Source organism: Dyadobacter sp. 676 (assembly GCF_040448675.1).
Lineage (GTDB): Bacteria > Bacteroidota > Bacteroidia > Cytophagales > Spirosomataceae > Dyadobacter.
In genome coordinates this window covers 4,490,305-4,513,068 of record NZ_CP159289.1, presented here as the reverse complement: position 1 = coordinate 4,513,068, position 22,764 = coordinate 4,490,305, and the positions used below count along the sequence as shown (strand labels likewise).

The following is a 22,764-nucleotide window of genomic DNA, read 5'->3' as shown; positions in this document are numbered from 1 at the left end:
GATAATCCGCCGAAGGTTGAATGCCTTCCGATTTTGGTTAATACTAAAAAGAACCAACGCCGCTCACCGGCAGTCGGTTCCTCTTTTTTACAAAATTACGATTAATATTCCAGGATCAGGGCAAACGGATGATTATTTACCCTGATACCGATCCGATCTTCTGCAAATACTTTTCAATGATTTACCCAAACCTTCAATATCTCGTCCCCTATCGAAATCATGTAAAGGCCATTTTGCAGCGCCCGCGTATCGATTGGCTTGCCTGGTAAAACCGTAGATTCCTTAACCGAAAAACCCTGTAAGTTTCTGATAGAAACCGGACTGTAATCCACGGCATTCTTAATGTAGATAAAATCTCCGGCTGGATTTGGATAAGCCGTCGCCATCGACCGGTCCGCACGCACCCACACTATCTTTGAATATCGAAAACTGCCATCCCAGTCCCACTGTTTCAATCGGTAATAACTGTTGGCCAGCGGCTGCGAGTCTGTAAATGAATAGCTTTTCAATGTTTGCGTGTCCCCACTTCCCGCTTCGTAACCTATGGAGGTAAACATCCGCCCGTCCTCGCTTCTTTCGATTTCAAATCCCTTGTTATTAATCTCGGAAGCCGTTTGCCAGCTCAGCTTGTTACCCTCGGAAACCCGCTGCACCCGGAATGAAACGAATGTCACCGGAAATACAGTCATACATGCCGCCGAATTCACAATTGCTGCTTTACTCTCGCACCCGATCCCATTCCTCTCGATATTGGATACTGCCGTCGGTTTTGCCAGATAGATACACAAACTCCTCACATTGCAATCAGTCAACGAAAACGAGTCATGAATTGCAACGTTGGCGATCGAATCCACTTTCAGATCGTCCAGGCCGCTGAGACTGGTAACGCCGATGCGATTAAATCGGAAATCTCTGACGGATTCCAGCGAGGCGAGACCGCTAAAATCATCCACCGTACTGCCGACAACATCCCATCTTCCAATGGATTTGACCCCGCTCAATCCTTCAAAACTCCGATTGCCAGGCGTTACACTGAGATAGAAATGTCCCAGCCGGGTAACATTTTCCAACCCTGAAAAGCTCGGGGCGGGACCGGCTACGTAGAGCTGTCCGATCGAAGTGCAGGCATCTAATCCCTCAAAGCTGTTAATACCCCCGACCCCATTTACAACCAGTCGCCCAAATGACTGAATTTCATTGAAATCGGAAAGATCGGCCAATGCAGGATTGTCTCCCAATTCCAACAAGGTCAAAGATGTGATGCCTCTGCCTACATTTACACTTGCCAGCACTGCGTTGCGCAGTAATACGATGTAAGCCAAATCAGGAATATTGTTTGGAAAACCATCCAGACTGGTTAGCGATTTATTCTCCGTAATGTACAGAGAGGTACAATTTTCCAATACACCCAGCCCTGTCAGATCGACTATCGGCAGGCTGATCAACGTAATGCCGCCGACCTTTTTAAGGTTATTGAGACCAACGAGATTCGCCAGACCGGAATACGAAAATTGCAGGTTAACCACACTTTCAAGTGACGAAAGGCCAGCCAGAGTAGTCAGCAACGGGCACTGATTTATATAAAACATTCCCGTTTCCCGTGTTGGGGGCGCACTGGGGTCCAATTCGACGGATTTGAGCGACGACAACCCCGCCAGGCTCGTCAATGAGCCAGCCCGGAATATCCTGAAATTGCCTATAATTTTGGTAATGCCTGCGAAGCCGTTCAAGTTCGTAATGCTGGTTCCGGGAATATCCTCAATTATAATGTCACCCGTAATTACCGTGCAGCCGGGATTGTTGAGTGGAAAATTGTCGATACTTGCCTGGGTAGAGAAGGTACCGCCCGGACAAGCTTTCAGGTGCCTTGCGAAAAGCGCACAGAGCACAAAAAAGATGAGTAGTAAATGTTTCATGGGATTAGGAACGAGTTAATAGCAGTGCAAACACCACCACAATTTCACTATAAACACAAATAAATCAACGAATTACATGTTAATTAATATATAATTCCATTGAATGGTTTTGTATTCCAAGCAAAATGAGCTACGCTATCACCATACGTATCACATTCTTGATATTCAGCTCGATAATCTCCGTCATGGTCTCACATTTGAAATAATGCGGGTCCGAATAGTGTTTCGCAAGTCCCTCCCGCAACTGGCGGATATTCTCGGGAGTCGAGATTTTGTCGCTGATACAAACGTCCCGCATGTCCCGGAGGCGGTAACGTTCGGCTTTGGCCTGGTACATGATCGACGACTGCTCTTCCTGCTGGTATTGCACCACGGTCTTGTCCGTCAGATATTCCATCGCCAGCTGTACGTAAGGCAGGTTCTCCTTGAAAAACTGGGGCATATATACTTTGAGATTTCCCTCGTAAAACTGCTGGTCGAAATCGATGGCGCGAAGGCGGAACTGAAAATCGTCGAAATCGGGGGGTGATTTGCATGACGAAGTTATACGACCGCATGTCTCCCAGCAAGGTGATTTTGCATCGCTCGTTGAATTTAACGAACTCCTTGGCGATCCGGATCGGATTGTAATCGGGGTCCCGCATACGCGTACGTGCGAACTCGTCGCCCGGAATGCCCGCGATATGCTCCTCTATGAGCGTTTCCCCGTCTACGATGTAGTTTACCTGGTTGGGTGAGAATATCTCTTCCAGTTCCAGCCCGTAAATGCGGGAAGCGTCGGCCTTCTTGACGTAGAAGTAGTCATAAATGTCGTTCAGCCGGTTTACGATCTTGATGCGGAACGGATTGGAATTGCCGAACTTACAATAATCTATCCGGTCGATATATTTATGTTCCACAATGCGCAGGTTGCCGTTCGCTTTGAGCATGGCGTAGACTTTTTTCAGGCCGGTATGAAGCCGTGCCAGCTCGTTCGAGGGATATAACGGGCTTTCCCAAAGCGTGTCCCTGCCGTTTCTGTCGGTCACCGGAAACGACTCGTGAAAATTCATCAGGTCGTGATAAGCCACCGGAATCCGCGCATCCCGCTGGTAGAAGCGCAGGTATTTACGCAACTCCGGGCTGACCGGATAAATCGGTTTTTTCCTTAATATTTTAACATCGCCCATTTCCATACAAGGAAGTTACGCATATTTGACGGAGAAAAACCATCGACCTGCCACTATGAGTTTATACGGACTGGTAATCTGCGGAGGCGAAAGCACGAGAATGGGGACCGACAAGAGTCTTTTGGTATACTATCGAAAACCGCAATACGAACACGTCGCCGACCTGCTGGCGCCCCTGTGCGAGCGCGTGATCCTATGCTGCAACGGGGAACAATACAAAACGTTCCGTACCGGTTACCCGAAACTGGCCGACCTTCTCGAATTCGCCGGTGCAGGGCCGATGGGCGGGTTACTCACCGCTTTTAATACTTTTCCCGGAAACGACTTCCTGGTAGCCGGCTGCGATTATCCGTACCTGACCACCGACGAACTGGCCGATTTTCTGCATAACACCGATAAGGATTTGCCAGCCACGGCCTTTTATAACCAAAATGCATTTTATGAGCCGCTGCTCGGATGGTATTCGCGATCGGCTGGCAATGCATTATTGAAGGCTTTTAAAAACGGATCACGCTCGTTGCAGCGTTTCCTTGAAAACGAACATGCAGGAAAATACCGCCCATCGTCGGAAAAAACGATGCTGAGCGCGGACACAATAGACGATTTCCGGGCTGTGAAACAAGCGCTCGAAGCAGAAAACAACTTTCAAAATGGAGACCAGTCCGATAACCAGCCATAAAATCACCCGTATCAACGGGACAGAGGCCGAAACTCTCGACGACCAGCTGGCTGTTGAAGAGCCGCTCGAAATACAAATTGCATTTCAGTCGGCCGGGAGAAAAGAGCGCAAAAGCATTTCGGTAACGATGCGGACGCCCGGAGATGACCGTGAACTCGCCGCCGGTTTTTTGTTCACAGAAGGCATTATCCATTCCAAAAGCCAGATCGACGACATCTCGCAATCACCATTCGATGAAAACCGGGTCATAGTCACTTTCTCCGCAGGTTTCGAACCGAAACTAGGCTCGCTGGAACGTAACTTCTACACTACTTCCAGCTGCGGCGTTTGCGGCAAAGCCAGCATCGATGCGATTAAAACGAAGTCGGTTTACGCCAATGCGCAGGAAGGCTGGGTTTTGAAAAAAGACCTGTTGTACCAGCTTGGGGAGCAGATTGTCCGGCACCAGAATACATTCGAAACCACCGGCGGGCTACATGCTTCGGCGCTGTTCGACGTTTCGGGGCAGTTTTTAATGCTGCGTGAAGACGTAGGACGGCATAATGCGCTGGACAAAGTTATTGGTACCGCATTGCTGGCCGACCAACTGCCGCTTCACAAACATATTCTCCTCCTGAGCGGCCGGGCGAGTTTCGAACTCATTCAAAAAGCAACCATGGCGGGCATCGGAATGATCGCGGCAATAGGCGCGCCTTCCAGCCTCGCCGTGCAACTCGCGGAAGAAAGCGGCATTACACTGGCAGGTTTTCTCAAAAAAGATAAATTCAACATTTATACCGGTTATCACCGGATACTATAACTATGAAAATCCGCATTCACAGGAACTCGGTGCGTTTCAGGCTTTCCAAAACGGAGGTCGGCAAGCTCGAAAAGGAAGGATACCTGGAAGAAACGACCGATTTCGGCCCGGCGCAATTGGGCTATGCAGTGCAAAAATCGGATGGTACCGGGTTGCAGGCCCGCTTTGACCGGAATAAAATCATGCTGGAAATCCCGGCCACGCTGCTTGAAGGCTGGGCCGACAACGATACTGTCGGATTCGAGGAACATATGCCACTGCCCGACGGCGGTTCGTTATATCTCCTGATTGAAAAAGATTTTAAATGTCTGGATAACGTCCGCGAAGACCAGTCCGACAATTACGACAATCCCAAAACCTGCTAAACTATGTCCGAAAGCCCGCTTCCGATCCCAGGTGCCGAAAATCCGGAGAAGCTCACCGGTTTGAAAAAAGGCAATATCAAAAAAGTGGCCGCAGGCATTCCGGCGGTAGTTTCCGCGCTGGAAATGACCGTCAGCGAAGCAGGCTTCCAACGCGGCATGAAAGCGTTGTTTAACCTCAACCAGAAAGGCGGCTTCGACTGCCCCAGCTGCGCATGGCCCGATCCGGACGACGAGCGTTCGGGAATCGCCGAATATTGCGAGAACGGCGCCAGGGCCGTTGCGGAAGAAGCGACCGCCAAAAAACTGACCGCAGATTTTTTTTCGCAGCATTCGGTGCGGGAGTTGGGAAACCTCTCCGATTATGAAATCGGTGGCAAGGGACGCATTGCCCAACCTATGCATTTACCCGCGGGGGGCACGCATTACCAGCCCATTACCTGGGACGCCGCTTTCGAAATAATAGGAAAAGAACTGAATCTCCTGGATTCGCCCGACCAGGCCGTGTTTTACACCTCCGGCCGCACCAGCAACGAGGCGGCATTTCTTTACCAGCTCTTTGTGAGGGAATACGGGACCAATAACCTGCCCGATTGCAGCAATATGTGCCACGAAAGCAGCGGCACTGCACTCGGTGAATCGCTGGGAATTGGCAAAGGCTCGGTAACGCTCAACGATTTCTATCAGGCCGAGGCGATCATGATTCTCGGCCAAAACCCCGGCACTAACCACCCACGCATGCTCACCGCATTGCAAAAGGCCAGGGCGCACGGCGCAACTATTATTTCTATTAACCCGCTGCCGGAAACCGGGCTGATGGGGTTCAGCAATCCGCAGACCGTCGCCGGGGTGCTCGGCTACAAGCCCGCCCTGACCGATATTTTCCTGCAAGTGAAGATCAACGGCGATATGGCATTGCTCAAAGCCATAATGCGCATTCTGCTGGAAGAAGAGGAAAAGAACCCCGGAACCGTTTTTGACCGGCATTTTATCGAGCAGCATACAACCGGCGCTGCCGGCTACCTGCAAGATCTGAAACGCTACAACGCCCAGCAGCTTGCCGTGCAGGCGGGCGTGCCTTACGTACAGGTGCAGGAGGCCGCGCGGGTGCTCGCGGGCAAGCGCAGGATCATCGCCTGCTGGGCAATGGGGCTTACGCAGCACAAAAACGCGGTAGCGACTATCAAGGAAATCGTAAACCTGTTGCTGCTGAAAGGCAGTATCGGAAAACCGGGTGCCGGCACCTGCCCGGTACGCGGCCATAGCAACGTCCAGGGCGACCGCACCATGGGCATCTTCGAGCGCCCGACGGAAAAACTGCTCGATTCGATTGAAAGGAATTTTCGTTTCGCGCCACCGCGGAAACACGGGTATGATGTGGTAGAATGCATTAAAGCCATGCACGCCGGTAACGCGAAGGTATTCTTTGCGATGGGCGGCAATTTTCTTTCGGCCACACCCGACACCCGCTTTACCGCCGAAGCATTGCGAAAATGCCGGCTTACCGTCCATGTATCGACCAAACTCAACCGCAGCCACCTCGTGCACGGCGAAGAAGCATTGATCCTGCCCTGCCTCGGCCGGAGCGACAAAGACATGCGCAATGGCGAGAACCGGTTTGTGTCGTGCGAGAATTCAATGGGCGTGGTTCAATTATCCAGGGGAGTGCTGGAACCTGTTTCAGACCAGCTTTTGAGCGAACCGGAGATCGTTTGCAGGCTTGCGAAAACGACGCTGGGTACGCGGAGCATGGTTCATTGGGACAGGTACATCGAAGATTACGATCTGATCAGAAGCGATATTGAACGTACTATTCCCGGCTTTACCGATTATAACGAACGCGTAAGGCAGCCGGGAGGTTTCTATTTGCCCAACTGCAACCGTGCGGGGAGTTTCGACACGCCCACGGGCAAGGCACATTTCCATATCGCGGAGCCGCAGGTGCCCGATCTGAAAAACGACGAACTCATGATGATGACCATCCGCAGCCACGATCAGTTCAATACGACCATCTACGGCCTGAACGACCGGTACCGGGGTATTTACAATGAACGGCGGGTTATTTTAATGAATGCGAAGGACATGCAGCGACGCAACCTGAAAAACGGCGACCTGGTGGATTTGCATAACCGTTACGACGGCGTAGACCGTGTGGCGCGCCAGTTTGTGGTAGTCGAGTATCCGATTCCGGAGCAATGCACGGCAACCTATTTTCCAGAAACCAATGTGCTGGTACCCCTTACGAGCGTAGCGGAAAAGAGCAACACACCTACTTCCAAAATGGTGATCCTGACAGTCACACGGCATGAGGCGTCGGCATAACTTAATATTATGCTAACAGTCCACGCCCTGTCTTGCCGTAATTTCGCCGCTGTTTTGCCTCGCTGGGGTAAAACATTCCGTGAAATGTCTTTTAAAAAGAAGTTTTAATTTGGATACAATGAAAAAAGGATTTTTAATGCTTGCGATCGGGCTGATGAGCCTGGTGTCTTTGGAAGGAATGTCTCAAAAGAAAAACAAGGTGATCGCGCACCGCGGCGCGTGGAAAAACACCGGCGCGACCGAAAACTCGATCGGCGCGCTGGAACATGCGATCAAACTAGGCTGCTATGGCAGCGAATTCGACGTGCATATGTCGGCCGATTCCGTTTTATATGTCCTGCACGACCATTCTATTCAGGGAACGAATATCGAAACAACGAATTCGGCCGAGCTTTCGAAGATCAAATTGGCAAACGGCGAGCCGCTGCCTACTTTGGAAGCCTATCTCAAAGCCGGTTCGAAGCAAAAGAAGACACGTTTGATACTGGAAATCAAAACTTCCAAAATCAGTAAGGAGCGCTCGTTGGCATTGGCGACCAAATGTGTGGAACTGGTGAAGAAAATGAAGGTCGAGAAAATTACCGACTATATCGCATTCAGCTGGGATGTGTGTTTGAAGGTGAAAGAACTCGCCCCCAAAGCGCACGTGGAATATCTGAACGGCGATAAAACCCCGGACGAAATCCAGGCGGCAGGTCTGGACGGTATCGACTACCATTTCAGCGTTTTGAAGAAAAAAGAGGATTACATCCCGGCAATGCGGCAGAAAAAGCTGACCACCAATGTGTGGACAGTCAACGACGAAGCAGATTTGAAATACTTCCTCGAAAAAGACGTGGACTACATTACTACCAACGAACCCGAGCTTTTACTGAGCCTTTCGAAGTAATATTTTTGAAATACCTTAAAAAGCCAAACTCCCGACCGGTGACCGATCGGGAGTTTGGCTTTTTGAATATCAGGATATGTCACCGGATGCGCGCCATCTGTAACTGCCCGTTCGTTTCCTGCCATGCCCTGATTACCTGCGTCAGCTGTTTGTACTCGATCAGGAAGCCGTCGTGCCCGTAAAGTGAATCGATTTCCTGAAATGCGGCGTCGGGAATATGCTTTGCCAGGAACTGCTGCTCCGAAAGCGGGAAAAGCAGGTCGGATTTGATACCCAATACGAGCGTTTTTGCCTTCACCAGCCCCAGCGCGTGCACGATTCCCCCGCGGTTGCGGCCCACATTGTGCGAATCCATGATTTTGGAAAGCACCCAGTAGGAGAATGCATTGAAACGCTTCACAAACTTGTCGCCTTGGTATTGCTGGTAGGACGAGGCACGAAAATCGTCGATCTGGTCCGGATTGTCGCGCGCCTGTGTAAAATTATAAGTATCATAATTACGGTACGAAAGCAATGCAATCGACCGCGCCGCGCGCATGCCCATCGCACCCGCGTCCGGACTTTCATCGGTATAGGTAGGGTCGGCTTCGATAGCCATCCGCTGCGATTCGTTGAACGCGATACCCCAGGGCGAATGCAATGCATTGGAAGCGATCAGGATCAGCTCTTCGAACAAATCCGGTTTTTCAACCGCCCATTCCAACGCCTGCTGGCCGCCGAGGGACCCGCCAATGCAGATTTTAATCCTGTCGATCGCCAGTTCCTGCCGGAGCAAATCCAGCGTCCCTACTACGTCGCGCACGGTAATCGTCGGGAAATTACGGTAGTAGGGCCGGTTGGTACGCGGATCGACAGACAACGGTCCCGTGGAGCCGTAAGCCGAACCGAGCACATTGGCGCAGATAATAAAATGCTGCCCGGGATTGAAATATTTACCCTCTCCTACCAGCCCGTCCCACCAGTCGGCGGCGTTGGAGCTGCCCGTGAGCGCATGGCAGATCCAGACGATGTTGGTATCGCTGGCGTTTCTTTCTCCGTGTGTAGTGTATGCGAGTTCAAACCCCGGCAGCTCGCCGCCCATTTCGAGCGCGTAAGGATAGGGATATTTAAAAATCTTCTGTTCCGCTTGCATAAGTGCCACAGCAGGTGGTTAAATTCAACACATGGTAAAATAGACAGCCGAAATACAAATTTTCGGTTGTAGCTGCGAGACTAAAGCCAATCGGCTTACGGAAATTTCTAACTGTAAGAGCACACGAATTGATTTTATATCTCCTAATAACTTAGGTGGGAATTAGCACCTTTCTCCGATGTGGTAGCAGGTTGCCAGAGGTTCGTTGAGCCCATTCTCTCGCCTCTTCTTTATAAATCAACCGCCGTTCAGGGAAGCAATTGATTGATGGTGCAATATTAAGCCCGGATGCCTGAAAATACAAATAAATGGAAAAATTCTGTCGCCTTCCGAACCACCGCAGCGTATCTTTGCCCCTTAACTATTTTGAATCTAATGAGAATCCTTTTTTACAGCCTGTTGCTCGTTCTGGGCGGTTTGCAGGCATCCGGACAGTCCGTTGCACCCTCTCCGGAAATCATCCGCAAACACATTTCCTACCTCGCTTCTGATAAAATGAAAGGCCGCGGCACCGGCAGCAAGGAGAACGAAAAAGCCGCGAAATATGTGGCGAAACAATTCAAAAAGTACCATCTTTTACCCAAAGGAACCGACGGCTATTACCAGCCTTTCACGGCGAAAATCAGGCGCGTCGTAGTCCCCGACAGCGTTCGCGAGGCGCGGAATGTGATCGGTTTTCTCGACAACGGGGCGCAGTATACCATCGTCATAGGTGCTCATTTCGACCACCTTGGCCTCGGCCGCCAGGGCAGTTCCAAGGCCGACAAGCCCGAAGGCCAGATCCACAACGGTGCCGACGACAATGCGTCGGGTGTGGCCGGTTTGCTCGAACTGGCGCGGTATTTTTCAGAAAATGGCAAAAAGGAGCCTTACAATTTCCTTTTTATCGCATTCGGTGCGGAAGAACTGGGACTCGTCGGCTCGCGTTATTTTGTTAATAACCCGACATTACCGCTGTCCGGGATCAATTTCATGTCGAACATGGATATGATCGGCCGGTACGATCCGGGCCGGGGCGTGGGTATAGGCGGCTACGGTACCAGCGCCGAATGGCCGGCGATTTTCAAGGATGTGAAAAGTGAAACAAAATTTTTTACCGATAATGCGGGAAGCGGCGGCTCGGACCACGGGTCGTTTTACGCCAAACAAATCCCGGTGCTGTTTTTCCATACCGGCGGCCACGACGACTACCACAAGCCAACCGACGACGTGGAAAAAATCGATGTGAATGCCGAGGCCGGTATCCTTGGTATTCAGATAAAACTGATCGAAAATGCGATGTTATTACCCAAACTTAAATTCACAGAAGTTAAATAAATCCTTTCGGGAAACCCTTTAAAGTCAGTTTGTTTTGTACGGTTTTGTTGCTCCATCGTTTACTTACGGCCAGCCTCACATCTCCCCCCGAGGAGTTGTACGGAACGCTATTCCGTGACGTGCAGTGCAGCCACATATTTTCCGATTCGAAGACATTCGCCGACGCCATTCCACTGGAAGACCCGGTATTGATTATCGAACAATACCACCGCTTAAAGAACAATCCGGATTTCGACATAGAGGCGTTCGTGCGGCACCATTTCAGGATGCCGGTGCATATTGCTTCGGAATTTGTTTCCGACAAAAACGATCCCGTTTCGGAACATGTACGAAAGCTCTGGTCGGTACTGACGCGCCAGCCGGAAAGCCAGGAACGGGGCGGCTCGCTGATCCCGCTCCCGCACCCGTATGTGGTTCCCGGCGGACGTTTCCGCGAGATTTACTATTGGGACAGCTATTTTACGATGCTTGGCCTGAAAGAATCGGGTCGTGTTGAACTGATCGAACATATGCTCAACAACTTCGCCTATCTGGTGGATACGCTGGGCTTCATACCGACCGCCAACCGGACTTACTATCTAAGCCGCTCGCAGCCACCGTTTTTCTCGCTGATGGTGCGGTTATTCAGTGAAATAGAAGGGAAAAAGGTGTTGAAAAAATACCTGCCTCAAATGCAGAAAGAATATGACTACTGGATGGACGGCGGCTACGAACCCTCGGAGCCTTTTACAGCTTACCGGCGCGTCGTGCATCTGCCCGGCGGTGCTGTTTTGAACCGGTATTGGGACGACAAGGCTACGCCCCGCCCGGAGTCTTACAGCGAGGATACCAATCTTGCCCGGGAAGTTATGAATAAATATGGTACACCGCCTGACGAGCTTTACCGGCACATCCGCGCGGCGGCCGAGTCGGGCTGGGATTTTAGCAGCCGCTGGTTCGCGGATGAAACCGATTTTGCTTCCATACACACCACGGACATCCTCCCGATCGATTTGAATTGTCTGATGCACCATCTCGAAAAGGCATTGGCCGAGGCCTATTTGTTATGCGACAACCGGCGGCTGCATTTACTTTACGAGGAAAAAGCCAGACAACGGAACATTGCCATTCAAACTTATTTTTGGGATGAATCGAGGCATTATTATATGGATTATGACTTCAAACAACGGGATTTTACGAGGGCCGTCACCATTGCGGGGGCGTATCCGCTGTTTTTCAAACTCGCCCCGAAACCGCACTCGCATTATGTGCGTGCCTATATCCGGCTCAATTTTTTAAAGTCGGGAGGGTTACTGACGACCATGGTTCGTACCGGCCAGCAATGGGATGCGCCCAATGGCTGGGCACCGCTCCAGTGGATCGTTTACAAAGGGTTGCGGAACTACAACTTTCACCGCACGGCCAATGAACTGAGCGATGAATGGCTGGGGTTAATCGAGAAAGAATTCAGGCATTCGGGTAAGATGCTTGAAAAATACAACGTTTCCGATACCAATCTGATCGCCGGTGGCGGTGAATACGAGATCCAGGAAGGCTTCGGCTGGACAAACGGGGTGTATCTCCGCATGAAGAACCGGAAACGGTGATGGCATCAGAAACAGCCATTTTGATTTCTTATCCATTTCCAATAAATTATATTAAAAATTAGCAAAAAACCCTTCCCAAAGCCGATATTTTTAATACCTTGCCGTTATCAAGCCCATTTGACTTCATGAAACTTCCCATATACCAAATCGATGCTTTTACTGACAAGTTGTTTGGTGGAAACCCTGCCGCGGTAGTGCCGTTGGAACAATGGCTGGCCGAGGAAACTATGCTCGCCATCGCCGCCGAAAACAACCTGGCCGAAACCGCGTTCTACGTCCCGACGGAAAAAGGCTTTCATATCCGGTGGTTCACGCCTACTGTGGAAGTCGAGCTTTGCGGCCATGCCACGCTCGCTGCCGCCTATGTGATTTTCAACATCCAGAATTATGAAGGCCAGTCGATTGATTTCGAATCGAGGAGCGGTATCCTGACCGTCGAGTGCAAGGAGGATTGGCTTACTTTGAATTTTCCGGTGGACCAATATCACATTGCCGTTCCGCCTCCCGGACTGGTGGAAAGCATTAAAAATACGACGCTGATTGAAGTTTACAAAGGTAAAACCGACTACCTGGTAGTGGTGGAATCGGAGGAAGTGGTCAAAAACCTGGATTTCGACATTATTATCCTTTCCACTATTCCTGCGAGGGGCGTTATCGTGACGGCGGCGGGCGACGAGGTAGATTTCGTTTCGCGCTTTTTCGCGCCGCAATCCGGCATCGACGAAGATCCAGTAACCGGGTCAGCACACACGACACTGATCCCCTACTGGGCTTCCAGGCTAGGCAAAAACCGACTGACTGCCAGGCAACTGTCGCGCCGCGGCGGCTTCCTGAAATGCGAACTGGACGGTGGCCGTGTGTTTATCGGCGGCCAGGCAAAACTATACCTCAAAGGAGAAATCCTGGTAGATTAGGCGGTTTTCTCTCCCGTGAATTTCGTACGTTGCCCGGCATAGAGCCCGGCAACCACCAGCAGCGTACCAAAAACGGTATAAATGGTGACCGGCTCGCCCATCAGCCACCAGGCGAAGAAAAATCCGAATAGCGGGCAGAGGAAAAGCCAGAGCGAAGCTTTCACGGTATCGATGCGTAGTAAGTAAAACCAGCATATCAACCCGGCAATCGACACCGCCAGGCTCAGCCATAACACCGAGCCCCAGAAAACAGGGTCCCATTTACTGGTACTGAAATCGGCCAGCACCAATGTGGCGGGTAGGAGAAACACCCCTCCCAGGAACACCTGCCAGCCGTTGATCAACAGGTTGGGCAACTCCCATTTTACAGTTGCATAATAGACGCTCGCCCCCGAAACGGCTATCATACTGATCAATAGCAGTGTTATGCCACCGATTGTGGTGTAACTGTCGGCCAGCAGGGGATACGTTGCCACCGCCACACCGCCCATTCCCAGGAATATCCCTGCCCATTCCTCCGCTTTCGGTTTCCTGTTCAGCCACCACGACGACAGGAGCACGATAATCAAAGGGTTTGTGGAAACCGCCAGACTGCCGATTCCGGCAGCTGTATATTTCATCGCATACACATACAGGCCCAGGTATAGCGTTGTATTCAGAAAGCCGAATAGGGCCAAGTGCCGCCATTCCTTTTTTGTGGGTAGGCGATAGCTTTGATCTTTGGCAAACAGGTACGAAAATGTTAGCAGCAATATACCGGCAATAAAAAACCGGACGTTTGCCAATATCAAAGGCGCCGCCGACTGCACGCCGAACTTCGTCGCGACGGACGCCGACGACCAGAGAATGGAAAAGAGAATGCCAATACCGATGTTTTTCACGCGCAGGAATAATAACGATCCAAAATTACGAGTTGTACTTCGGCTTCCGCCCCCACTTTTTATATTTTTGGGTATGATTAACAAAAAAAATGCGCTGGGGGTGATGCTGCTCGCATGGCTTTGCGCCCCCGCGTTGCATGCCCAGAACCAGTGGACCTACGATTTTAACAACGGCCTGAACCCGATCGAAACCGGCGGACCGGCTTTGAAGCCGCTCGGCCAGCCGGGACAGATCATTAAAGAACAAATCCCCGGCTCCGATTACCTTTCGCGTTCAATTTATGTTTTCGAGAAAAACAGCGGGCTGCAATTCAATAACGCCGATACGAAAGGCTTTCTGAACAAGTCTTTCACCGTGGAGATCTATTTCAAACTCAATGAGCTCGACAGCTGGAAACGGGTGCTCGATTTCAAAAACCGTAAGAGCGACTACGGGACCTACATTTATAATGGCAAGCTCAACTTCTACGATTTTGCCGTGAGCGAGAAAGCGCCCGTACGTGCGAACCAGTACGTGCACTATGTGTACTCGCGTGACCATGAGACGAAAACCATCAAAATGTATATCAATGGCCTCTCGAAGGTAGAATTTAAAGATCCGGGCACCGAAGGCCAAGCTCGACGCCGACCAGGTACTGAACATGTTCCAGGACGACCTCATCGCCGGTAACGAATCCAGCGCGGGTACTATCGCGTTGATCCGCCTTTATGACCGTGTGATGACGCCCGTGTTTGTCCGCCGGAGCTATCAGACCATCAGCAAGAACTTCAAGGAGCCGGTAGCGAAGAAAGAAGAGCCCAGAGAGGAAGAGAAACCAGTGGAAGAAAAGCCGGAACTTGCCCGCAACAGGAACCTGGCGCTGGTTACAGGCAGAGTTTACGATGGTCGCAGCCTGAAACCCGTCAGCAACGCGGAAGTTCATGTTCGCAAATCGGCCAACGATTCGCTCGTGGCGCATACCAAAACCGTCGACGGCATGTACACAGTGGAGCTCCCGCCTCACGAAACTTACCGCATCACAGCCCAGGCCGATGGTTTTCAGCCAAGGAACGTCGTAATCCGGACCAACAGCCGCTTTGAAGAAATCAAGGCACTGATGAATATGGCCCCCGAAACGCATTCGGCGCCGCTCTCGACGCTGTATTTCAGCCAGGGAACGGAAGTCCTCGAAGACAGTGCCCTGGCCGATCTCGACTCGATCGTTTCCTATTTCCAGAAACGGCAGGACCTGAGAATCGTGCTGAAAGGCCACACCGACAATACCGGCAGCTTCGAGAAGAACCTCGAACTTTCCAATAAGCGTGTAGAAACGGTGAAATCTTACCTGATCGGGAAAGGCATTATCGCCGACCGCATTGAAGGGTCCGGCTACGGGTCGGCGCAACCCAGGTCGATGAACCAGACGGAAGCAACGAAAAGGTCGAACAGAAGAGTCGAAGTTTGGGCAGAGCCGGTAAAAAGATAAAGCCACCTCATGGAGATGGCTTTATACTGACTATTCCTAAACCCTTAACCTTTTCTTATCTTATATATCTTTTAGCTTTTTGAGCTGTATCTCTTTTTCCTTGTAAACGTATCAGCTGTCGCGATCGTTTCATTCACCTGTAAAGAAAGATTCCTATCAATAATACTTCAATTTTTCTTCTTTACAAAATTCGGAGAACTTAATCAATATAGGCTGTCAATTATTCTCCAGATGTGACGAAATCCTGACTAAATTATTCATTTTTATGTTCCGGCTTGTCTTATTTTACCGGATTATCCGCCAAAAACCTGCCGTATGGCAAAGATAGCGGGTTTTTGATCGGCGTCATGGATTTATTCAATTCTTCTTTCGCCTTATAACAATACAAATGTCTGAATTAGTTTTGAAATTACAAATTACAAAAAAAATCAGATTTCAAAATTTTATTTGGAATTTTATCCTAAAAGCCGCACTTTTAAACTTATTTTATATTAATTCTCAACGAATGACTTTTATTTAATTTTAATATTTACGACAAAAACCAAATAAATACAGTTCTTGAAATATTTATATTTTCTTAAAAAAGTACAATCATTGGTTATAATTGTTCATTGTCGACTGTATCCCCAAAGTACAAAACGATACGACCATATCACCTGCTTTGTCCAAAATAATGGGCAGCTCCGTCATTTCCTCATTGGAAAAAGGTTTTAACACATAATCTACTTGCCTGCCGCGGGGAAAATTATTTCCGATCCCGAAACGCAATCTGGGGTATTCTGTGGTGCCCAATAATTCCTCAATATTCTTTAAACCGTTATGGCCTCCATGGCTCCCCTTCGGCTTGATCCGCAACGCTCCGAACGGTAATTGCAGCTCATCCACAACGACTAACGTATTTTCGGCCTGCACTTTGAACTGATCCATATAATACCGGACCGCTTTTCCGCTCAGGTTCATATATGTAGTAGGTTTTATAAAATAAATGTGCCTGCCTTTATACTTCCATTCGGCCACGAATGCCAGTTTTTCGAAGGAGAATTTAAAGTCGTGCTGGGCGGCAAGGCGGTCGAGCACCATAAAACCTGCATTGTGTCGGGTAAAAGCATACTCCGGACCGATATTTCCCAGTCCGGCAATCAGATATTTCATCGAATAAAAGTTTTAAATTCGTCTAAGAGCACTTTAATTTAGGCTAAAATTCAGGGAAATTTCATGATACCCCAAAAACGATTAGTACTTAGCAGTCCCCTTCTGGAAATAATGATCAGCCGGCTTTGCCAGCAACTGATTGAGAATCACCAGGATTTTTCAAACTCGGTTGTCCTGGGCCTGCAACCCAGAGGAATTCACTTTGCGGAACGCATTGCAAAGGAGCTTCGTGAAAAGACCGGCCGGAACATCTTGCTGGGCCATCTGGACGCTACGTTTTATCGTGACGATTTCCGCCGCCGGGAGTCCCCCCTGGTTCCGAATAAAACCAACGTGCCTTTCCTCATCGAAGGGAAGAAAGTAATCCTGATCGACGACGTGCTGGCCAGCGGGCGTATGGTGCGTGCCGCGCTCGATGCCATGACGGCATTCGGCCGCCCGAAAGCTGTGGAGTTACTCGTCCTTATCGACCGCCGCTATAACCGCGAACTGCCTATCGACCCCAATTATGTAGGAATGGAGGTAAGCACACTGGAAACGCAGCGCGTGCAGGTGGAATGGAAGGAACAGGGCTTCGACGCCGACCATATCTGGCTCGTCGACTAGCCCTCGGGCTACGGCTGCTGGCGCGGCCGTGAGGCTTCTTCTTTTACTTCTACTTTTCCGATTTCGTCGGTCTTATAGGTAAGTTTGTTCACATAAAACACCTCCCGCCCCTGGCCGATAGCCGATGTACCTATGCGCTGCATGCCGTAAGCGAGAAAATATTGCCCATACCAGGGAGAAAGGTAACCGTCTTCGTTGTTCAACACCTTCTCTTTCTCCGATTTCGGATTAATTTTAAATTTCTCGGTCTCGACAACCACTTTGTTCCTGCTGATCACTTCGGTATGGATTTCCCCTTCCTGCGGATATGCCAGTACAAAATAGTCGTCAACCGGCGTCACTTGCACCATTTCCTGCAAGTCGAAGCTCGTCAGATCCTTGATCGTGATCGTATTGTCCCACATGAACTTCCCGCTCCGGTCGAACCCGCAAACGATAGCGTGCGTGTAACGGTAGCCTTCGAGCGCCCGTGCCACGTACGGGCGCGACATTCCACCGGAGATAATCGGGCTCGTGGAACGCTGATTCGGATAATACACCTCGGCTACAAGCACGATTTCCTTTTCGGTCTGGATCAACTGATGTACCAGTAGCCTGTATCTGAACCGGTTCTCCTTGCCAAGGCTTTTCCGTTTTCCGATCTTTTCCAGCACGCGTGCGCGCCGCTTAGGTTTCATGTAGTTGAAAAAATTCTGCAAATCCGAAAATTCGATAAACTGCGGCTCTTCGGGTGTATCGTCAGATATGTGGGTCACATAAAGGCCCTGCGAATACTGGGTACAGCCTACCGAATAATTGCCGATCAAATAAGAATCGTCGGCATTCAGCGGCACGATCTGCCCCGAAATAAAGCTGTAACGCGGATCGCTTAGCGTGGTCTTTTTGAGCAGCTTACCGTCGTAGTTATAGGTCTTTATTTCGAAAACACAATTTTTCTTTCGGTAAGCATAAGTGATCACATTAATATATCCGTCGATTTCGTTGATGTCCACATTATTCAGTTCGGTGTTTTTTTCAAAAAGACCGGGGAGCACGCGGGTAGTGTGGTCGAAAAAGGAATGCACGATCACGATCGGCCGGGAGCGGTAATAGCCCGAAACCAGTGCCTTGCTTCCTATGACCTTGAAATGCTGCACATCGACGCCCGACAGCAGGTTCCCTTTATAGGTATCGATGGAGCCGTCCTGGAAATTCAGTTGGAGGAAAAGGAATTTGTCGGTATCGGGCTCCGCAAACAGCCAGTAGCCGCTTTGCTCGGCTTTGTAGGCCATCACGGGGATGTAACGAAAATCCAGCTTGTAGGACGTCCGCCAGAGCGCTTTCAGCGTCGTATCGTATTTGACGAACTCCCATTGCTCGTTGCGATTGGAAAATTCGCTGCCCCTGATTACCGATAAAATGCCCCGCTCACCCAAACTGAAAACCTCGAATTCTTCGGAAGAAGAAGAACTCGTCGGGATTTCGAGCCGGTCGGATTGCTGCAACTGGGCAAAGGCGCCCCAGAGCGGGGCCCACACCATTAGCAGCATTATTTTCAACCCGGAATATTTTACAGAACGGTTATGCATAACTTCTTCCTGCTGGGGTGTAACTCACATCAATAATTAGCCTAATTTTGCATGTTGCAAGGCTTACATTGCTATTAATATTAGAAATAATTTCACTTAAATAAAAACTTGCGGGAATGTATCTCTAAAAGGGAGAGGCCATTTCCGGATTACCCGATTTTTCATGACAATTGAAGCGATACTCAAGGAGGATATTCAAAAAGCAATCCAGAAACATTTCCAGCTGGACAACCAGGAGATCATCCTGCAACCAACCAAGAAAGAATTTGAGGGATTTTACACATTCGTTACTTTTCCATTAACCAAGGCTGCGCGCAAAGCGCCGGCGGAGATCGGCCAGGTGATCGGCGACGAGCTGGTCGCGGCTTCTACCGTCGTCTCGGGCTTCAATGTCGTTCAGGGCTTCCTGAATATCAGCCTGAAAGACAGCACCTGGCTCGACCTTTTTGGCAAGATCGCTGCGGATGAAACATTCGGCACACTGCCGTCGAACGGCAAGTCGGTTATGGTCGAATTTTCGTCGCCTAATACCAACAAGCCGCTGCACCTCGGTCATTTGCGCAATAACTTCCTCGGCGACTCCCTTTCGAAGATCCTCAAAGCAAGCGGGTATGACGTCGTGAAAACATGCCTTGTCAACGACCGCGGTATCCATATTTGCAAATCCATGCTGGCCTACCGCGAACTTGGCAACGGCGAAACGCCCGAGTCGAGCGGGATCAAGGGCGATCACCTGGCGGGCAAGTATTACGTATTGTTTGACATTGAATACAAAAAGCAGATCAAGGCGCTGGTCGAAGAAGGCCTGAGCGAGGAAGAAGCGGCCAAAAAGGCGCCGTGGATGCTGGAAGCGCAAAAATTGCTCGTGCTTTGGGAAAACAACGACCCCGAAACAGTCGCGCTTTGGCAGAAAATGAACAACTGGGTGTACGATGGCTTCGCGGAGACCTACAAAAAGATCGGCGTGGGCTTCGACAAGACTTATTACGAATCAGACACCTACCTGCTCGGCAAGGATATTATAGAGGAAGGACTTCAAAACGGGGTATTCTTTAAAAAACAGGACAATTCGGTATGGATAGACCTCGCCGAAGACGGACTTGACGAAAAACTGGTGCTCCGTGGAGACGGCACATCCGTATACATTACCCAGGATCTCGGCACGACCGAGTTGAAAAACAGCGATTTCGGCAACGACCGTTACCTGTGGGTGGTGGGGAACGAACAGGATTATCATTTTAAAGTCCTGTTTGCGATCCTGAAACGCCTGGGACGGACCTATGCGGACGGCTGCTATCACATCAGCTATGGAATGGTGGACCTGCCGTCGGGCAAAATGAAATCCCGGGAAGGCACCGTTGTCGACGCCGACGACCTCGTGGCACAAATGGTACAAACCGCTTCCGACCGCACTCAGGAACTGGGCAAGATCGACGACTTCAACAGCGAAGAAGCCAGACAGCTTTACAACCAGCTTGCATTGGGTGCGTTGAAATACTTTCTGCTCAAAGTCGACCCGAAAAAGCGGATGCTCTTCAACCCGGAAGAATCAATTGATTTTCAGGGACATACAGGACCATTTATCCAGTACACCTACGCACGTATCCGCTCGATCATGCGTAAGGCCGAACAGGCCGGCATACCGGCACAAATTCCCGGAGACGGCTACGCCATGCACCAGGCAGAGCGCGAGCTGGTATTCGCGTTGTCGCAATATCCTTTGAAGGTTGCCGCGGCTGCCAACGAGTTCGCTCCGTCGCTTATTTCGCAATATGCATTCGACCTCGCCAAAGTTTATAACCAGTTCTACGCCGAGGTTTCGATCTTCTCCGATCCTGATCCCGAGGCTGTGAAGTTGCGGGTCGCATTATCGGGCGCCGTTGCGGAAACGATTCGCAAGGCTTTAGGGTTATTGGGCATAGATGTTCCCGAGCGAATGTAGGATTATAGTTACCAAAATCTGCTGATCGGTGCGTTTTGGATAAGGTAACGACAACTCAAATATGTGCCAACCGTTTTATTCATATATGTACTAACCATAACCAGAACTACGATGAGCTTTATCAAGACACTTTTCATTATGATTACTTCACTGATCACCGGGCTTTTCGCCGACAAATCGGAAATAGCGAGCCGTCCGGAAAATGCTCCTGCTGCGAAACAGACGCTTTACGATTTCAAGGTAAAATCATTGGTAGGCGGTAAAACTGTGGATTTGAGCCAATACAAAGGCAAGAAAGTCGTGATTCTGAATGTCGCCTCCAAATGCGGTTATACCAAACAGTACGCGGACTGGGAGAAATTTTACAAAGAGCATGGCGACAAAGTGGTGGTACTGGGCTTTCCAGCCAACAACTTCGGCGGTCAGGAGCCGGGTACCAGCGAGGAGATCGCCACGTTCTGCTCGGCGACCTACGGCGTTACTTTCCCTATGTTTGAAAAAGTCTCCGTCCTCGGCGACGACCAGGCACCAATCTACAAATGGCTTAGCACCAAAGACCTGAATGGGTGGAACGACAAAGTTCCTACCTGGAACTTCTGCAAGTACGTTGTCAACGAGAAAGGCGAACTGACCCATTTCTTTGCCTCGAAAGTATTGCCTACCGACGCCGAGTTTACCCAGGCGGTAGGAATTTAAGCTTTTACCGCCGGAGGACGCGTCCCGGGGAGGCGATCTCCGGCAATTTTATAAACACCAACTATACGCAACTATGAAAGACATTAACGAAGCCCGCCGCTATTTATCCAATGCAAAGGAAATCCTCCGTGAAAAAGCTATTAAGGAGGATAGTTTGTACAAAGACAGAAAGTATGTAAAAATAGCCGGCCATACTGCTTATTCAGGAGTACTGGTCGCATTGGATGCCGTTTTCGGTCAAAAGAAAAAGGGGAGGAAAAGTGTGGATTGGTATAAAGAAGAGTTGTCATTAATTGATAAAAAGGTGCTTTCCTTGTTCGTTGCAGCTTACGACGCACTCCATCTGGCTATGAGCTACGATGGAAACCTCGTTGCCGCTGTTTCGCGGGAAGGCCTCGAGATTGCCGAAAAAATTATTAACTGGGCCGAGCAAAAAACGGCCGCTTAGCATTCCCCGAATTAACAATACCAAAAATGAACCCCTGGATTGAAGCCGCCCGTCCCCGCACATTACCCCTTGCATTATCCTGTATTTTAATGGGCTGCTTTCTGGCGGCGGCTGCGGGGCAGTTCAGCTGGCCTGTGGCAGGTTTGAGCGTATTGACGACAATTCTTCTGCAAGTGCTTTCCAACTTCGCGAACGACTATGGCGACGCTGTAAACGGAAAAGATACAGAGCTGCGGGAAGGACCGCGCCGCGCTGTGCATTCGGGGCACATTACGGCTGCAAAAATGCTTAGGGCAATCGTTATTTTCTCGGTATTGGCGTTGATTTCAGGCATTACCCTGCTGACTGTCGCATTGAAAGATGCGCCCGCGAATACATTTTGGGTGTTTCTGGGCATCGGCATTGCCTGCATTATAGCGGCCATTACGTACACCGCCGGCAAACGCCCTTATGGCTACGTTGGCTTGGGGGATCTTTCGGTGCTGATCTTTTTCGGCTGGGTGGGCGTGCTCGGCAGTAACTTTTTGCATACGCACGTTTGGAACTGGGGCCTGCTGCTGCCGGCGACCAGTTGCGGACTGTTTGCCGTTGGCGTACTGAATATCAACAACATCCGCGACATCGAGTCCGACCGGGCGACAGGCAAGAATTCGATCCCCGTTCGCATAGGCCGCGAAAAGGCGATCGTGTATCACTGGTGTATTCTGCTAGTGGGCATGATTTGCGTAACGGTTTACACGGCGCAGCATTTTTCAAGCTACACGAGCCTTATTTTCTTTCTGAGCTTCCCGCTTTTTGTAAAAAACGGACTGGCGATCTCCCGCCTCACCAAAGCCAGCGAACTCGATCCTTACCTGAAACAAATGGCGCTTTCCACATTGCTTTTTGTGATCCTGTTCGGGATAGGAATTGTGCTTTGA

Annotated in this window: 21 protein-coding genes and 1 riboswitch; of the genes, 15 read left to right on the top strand and 6 right to left on the bottom strand. The window is 50.1% G+C overall.

Annotated features, from left to right (window positions below; all coding sequences use genetic code 11):
* Positions 1-173 precede the first annotated feature (173 nt).
* Together ABV298_RS20200 and ABV298_RS20195 are read right to left on the bottom strand one after the other, a co-directional pair.
* On the bottom strand, positions 174-1,916 hold the full coding sequence (locus tag ABV298_RS20200) for a T9SS type A sorting domain-containing protein (protein ID WP_353717978.1): 1,743 nt from the start codon (positions 1,914-1,916) through the stop codon (positions 174-176).
* Between the two features lie 191 nt (positions 1,917-2,107).
* Positions 2,108-3,085: a hypothetical protein gene (locus ABV298_RS20195; protein WP_353717977.1), complete on the bottom strand. Its 978-nt coding sequence runs from the start codon at positions 3,083-3,085 to the stop codon at positions 2,108-2,110.
* A 55-nt stretch (positions 3,086-3,140) separates the two neighbouring features.
* Between ABV298_RS20195 and ABV298_RS20190 the strand changes: the two genes are divergently transcribed.
* From ABV298_RS20190 to ABV298_RS20170, 5 genes are all read left to right on the top strand, one after another.
* Positions 3,141-3,764 (top strand): molybdenum cofactor guanylyltransferase, encoded by a 624-nt coding sequence (locus ABV298_RS20190; protein ID WP_353717976.1) that lies wholly within the window; start codon positions 3,141-3,143, stop codon positions 3,762-3,764.
* Positions 3,736-4,563 (top strand): formate dehydrogenase accessory sulfurtransferase FdhD, encoded by an 828-nt coding sequence (gene fdhD / locus ABV298_RS20185; protein WP_353717975.1) that lies wholly within the window; start codon positions 3,736-3,738, stop codon positions 4,561-4,563. Before ABV298_RS20190 ends, fdhD begins: the two co-directional genes overlap by 29 nt.
* A gap of 2 nt (positions 4,564-4,565) precedes the next feature.
* The gene (locus ABV298_RS20180; protein WP_353717974.1) at positions 4,566-4,928 is read left to right on the top strand and encodes a hypothetical protein; all 363 of its coding nucleotides are present in this window, start codon (positions 4,566-4,568) and stop codon (positions 4,926-4,928) included.
* 3 nt (positions 4,929-4,931) lie between these two features.
* Positions 4,932-7,247 carry an FdhF/YdeP family oxidoreductase gene (locus tag ABV298_RS20175; protein ID WP_353717973.1) on the top strand — a complete coding sequence of 772 codons (2,316 nt, stop codon included), beginning with the start codon at positions 4,932-4,934 and terminating at the stop codon, positions 7,245-7,247.
* Between the two features lie 118 nt (positions 7,248-7,365).
* Positions 7,366-8,136: a glycerophosphodiester phosphodiesterase family protein gene (locus ABV298_RS20170; protein ID WP_353717972.1), complete on the top strand. Its 771-nt coding sequence runs from the start codon at positions 7,366-7,368 to the stop codon at positions 8,134-8,136.
* Positions 8,137-8,215: 79 nt separating this feature from the next.
* On the opposite strand, the gene metX is transcribed toward ABV298_RS20170, so the two are convergent.
* Positions 8,216-9,268 (bottom strand): homoserine O-acetyltransferase, encoded by a 1,053-nt coding sequence (metX, locus tag ABV298_RS20165; protein ID WP_353723219.1) that lies wholly within the window; start codon positions 9,266-9,268, stop codon positions 8,216-8,218.
* 131 nt (positions 9,269-9,399) lie between these two features.
* A riboswitch (SAM riboswitch) is annotated at positions 9,400-9,507 on the bottom strand.
* A gap of 136 nt (positions 9,508-9,643) precedes the next feature.
* Between metX and ABV298_RS20160 the strand changes: the two genes are divergently transcribed.
* The 3 genes from ABV298_RS20160 (at position 9,644) to ABV298_RS20150 (ending at position 13,085) form a co-directional block, all read left to right on the top strand.
* Positions 9,644-10,585, top strand: coding sequence for a M20/M25/M40 family metallo-hydrolase (locus ABV298_RS20160; RefSeq protein ID WP_353717971.1), 942 nt, complete (start codon positions 9,644-9,646; stop codon positions 10,583-10,585).
* A gap of 47 nt (positions 10,586-10,632) precedes the next feature.
* Positions 10,633-12,171 carry an alpha,alpha-trehalase TreA gene (treA, locus tag ABV298_RS20155; protein WP_353717970.1) on the top strand — a complete coding sequence of 513 codons (1,539 nt, stop codon included), beginning with the start codon at positions 10,633-10,635 and terminating at the stop codon, positions 12,169-12,171.
* Positions 12,172-12,296: 125 nt separating this feature from the next.
* Complete coding sequence (locus ABV298_RS20150) at positions 12,297-13,085, top strand: PhzF family phenazine biosynthesis protein (RefSeq protein WP_353717969.1); 789 nt, start codon at positions 12,297-12,299, stop codon at positions 13,083-13,085.
* On the opposite strand, the gene ABV298_RS20145 is transcribed toward ABV298_RS20150, so the two are convergent.
* Entirely contained in the window at positions 13,082-13,966 is an 885-nt protein-coding gene (locus ABV298_RS20145) for an EamA family transporter (protein WP_353717968.1), read from the bottom strand. The genes ABV298_RS20150 and ABV298_RS20145 overlap by 4 nt on opposite strands.
* A 73-nt stretch (positions 13,967-14,039) precedes the next feature.
* Between ABV298_RS20145 and ABV298_RS20140 the strand changes: the two genes are divergently transcribed.
* Together ABV298_RS20140 and ABV298_RS20135 are read left to right on the top strand one after the other, a co-directional pair.
* Positions 14,040-14,636, top strand: a complete 597-nt coding sequence (locus ABV298_RS20140; protein ID WP_353717967.1) for a LamG-like jellyroll fold domain-containing protein — start codon at positions 14,040-14,042, stop codon at positions 14,634-14,636.
* Positions 14,608-15,432, top strand: coding sequence for an OmpA family protein (locus tag ABV298_RS20135; protein WP_353717966.1), 825 nt, complete (start codon positions 14,608-14,610; stop codon positions 15,430-15,432). The genes ABV298_RS20140 and ABV298_RS20135 overlap by 29 nt, the downstream gene beginning before the upstream one ends.
* 591 nt (positions 15,433-16,023) lie before the next feature.
* Here ABV298_RS20135 and pth read toward each other — a convergent pair.
* Positions 16,024-16,584 (bottom strand): aminoacyl-tRNA hydrolase, encoded by a 561-nt coding sequence (gene pth / locus ABV298_RS20130; RefSeq protein WP_353717965.1) that lies wholly within the window; start codon positions 16,582-16,584, stop codon positions 16,024-16,026.
* A gap of 63 nt (positions 16,585-16,647) precedes the next feature.
* Between pth and pyrR the strand changes: the two genes are divergently transcribed.
* A complete protein-coding gene (pyrR, locus tag ABV298_RS20125) occupies positions 16,648-17,190 on the top strand; it encodes a bifunctional pyr operon transcriptional regulator/uracil phosphoribosyltransferase PyrR (protein WP_353717964.1) in 543 nt (180 codons plus the stop codon).
* 8 nt (positions 17,191-17,198) lie between these two features.
* Here the strand turns inward: pyrR and ABV298_RS20120 are convergent, their stop codons facing one another.
* Positions 17,199-18,719 (bottom strand): hypothetical protein, encoded by a 1,521-nt coding sequence (locus ABV298_RS20120; protein WP_353723218.1) that lies wholly within the window; start codon positions 18,717-18,719, stop codon positions 17,199-17,201.
* A 202-nt stretch (positions 18,720-18,921) separates the two neighbouring features.
* On the opposite strand from ABV298_RS20120, the gene argS reads away from it, so the two are divergent.
* From argS to ABV298_RS20100, 4 genes are all read left to right on the top strand, one after another.
* Positions 18,922-20,700 (top strand): arginine--tRNA ligase, encoded by a 1,779-nt coding sequence (gene argS, locus ABV298_RS20115; protein ID WP_353717963.1) that lies wholly within the window; start codon positions 18,922-18,924, stop codon positions 20,698-20,700.
* A gap of 111 nt (positions 20,701-20,811) precedes the next feature.
* A complete protein-coding gene (locus ABV298_RS20110; protein WP_353717962.1) occupies positions 20,812-21,396 on the top strand; it encodes a glutathione peroxidase in 585 nt (194 codons plus the stop codon).
* Between the two features lie 73 nt (positions 21,397-21,469).
* Positions 21,470-21,844 (top strand): DUF5618 family protein, encoded by a 375-nt coding sequence (locus ABV298_RS20105; protein ID WP_353717961.1) that lies wholly within the window; start codon positions 21,470-21,472, stop codon positions 21,842-21,844.
* Positions 21,845-21,870: 26 nt separating this feature from the next.
* On the top strand, positions 21,871-22,764 hold the full coding sequence (locus ABV298_RS20100; RefSeq protein ID WP_353717960.1) for a 1,4-dihydroxy-2-naphthoate polyprenyltransferase: 894 nt from the start codon (positions 21,871-21,873) through the stop codon (positions 22,762-22,764).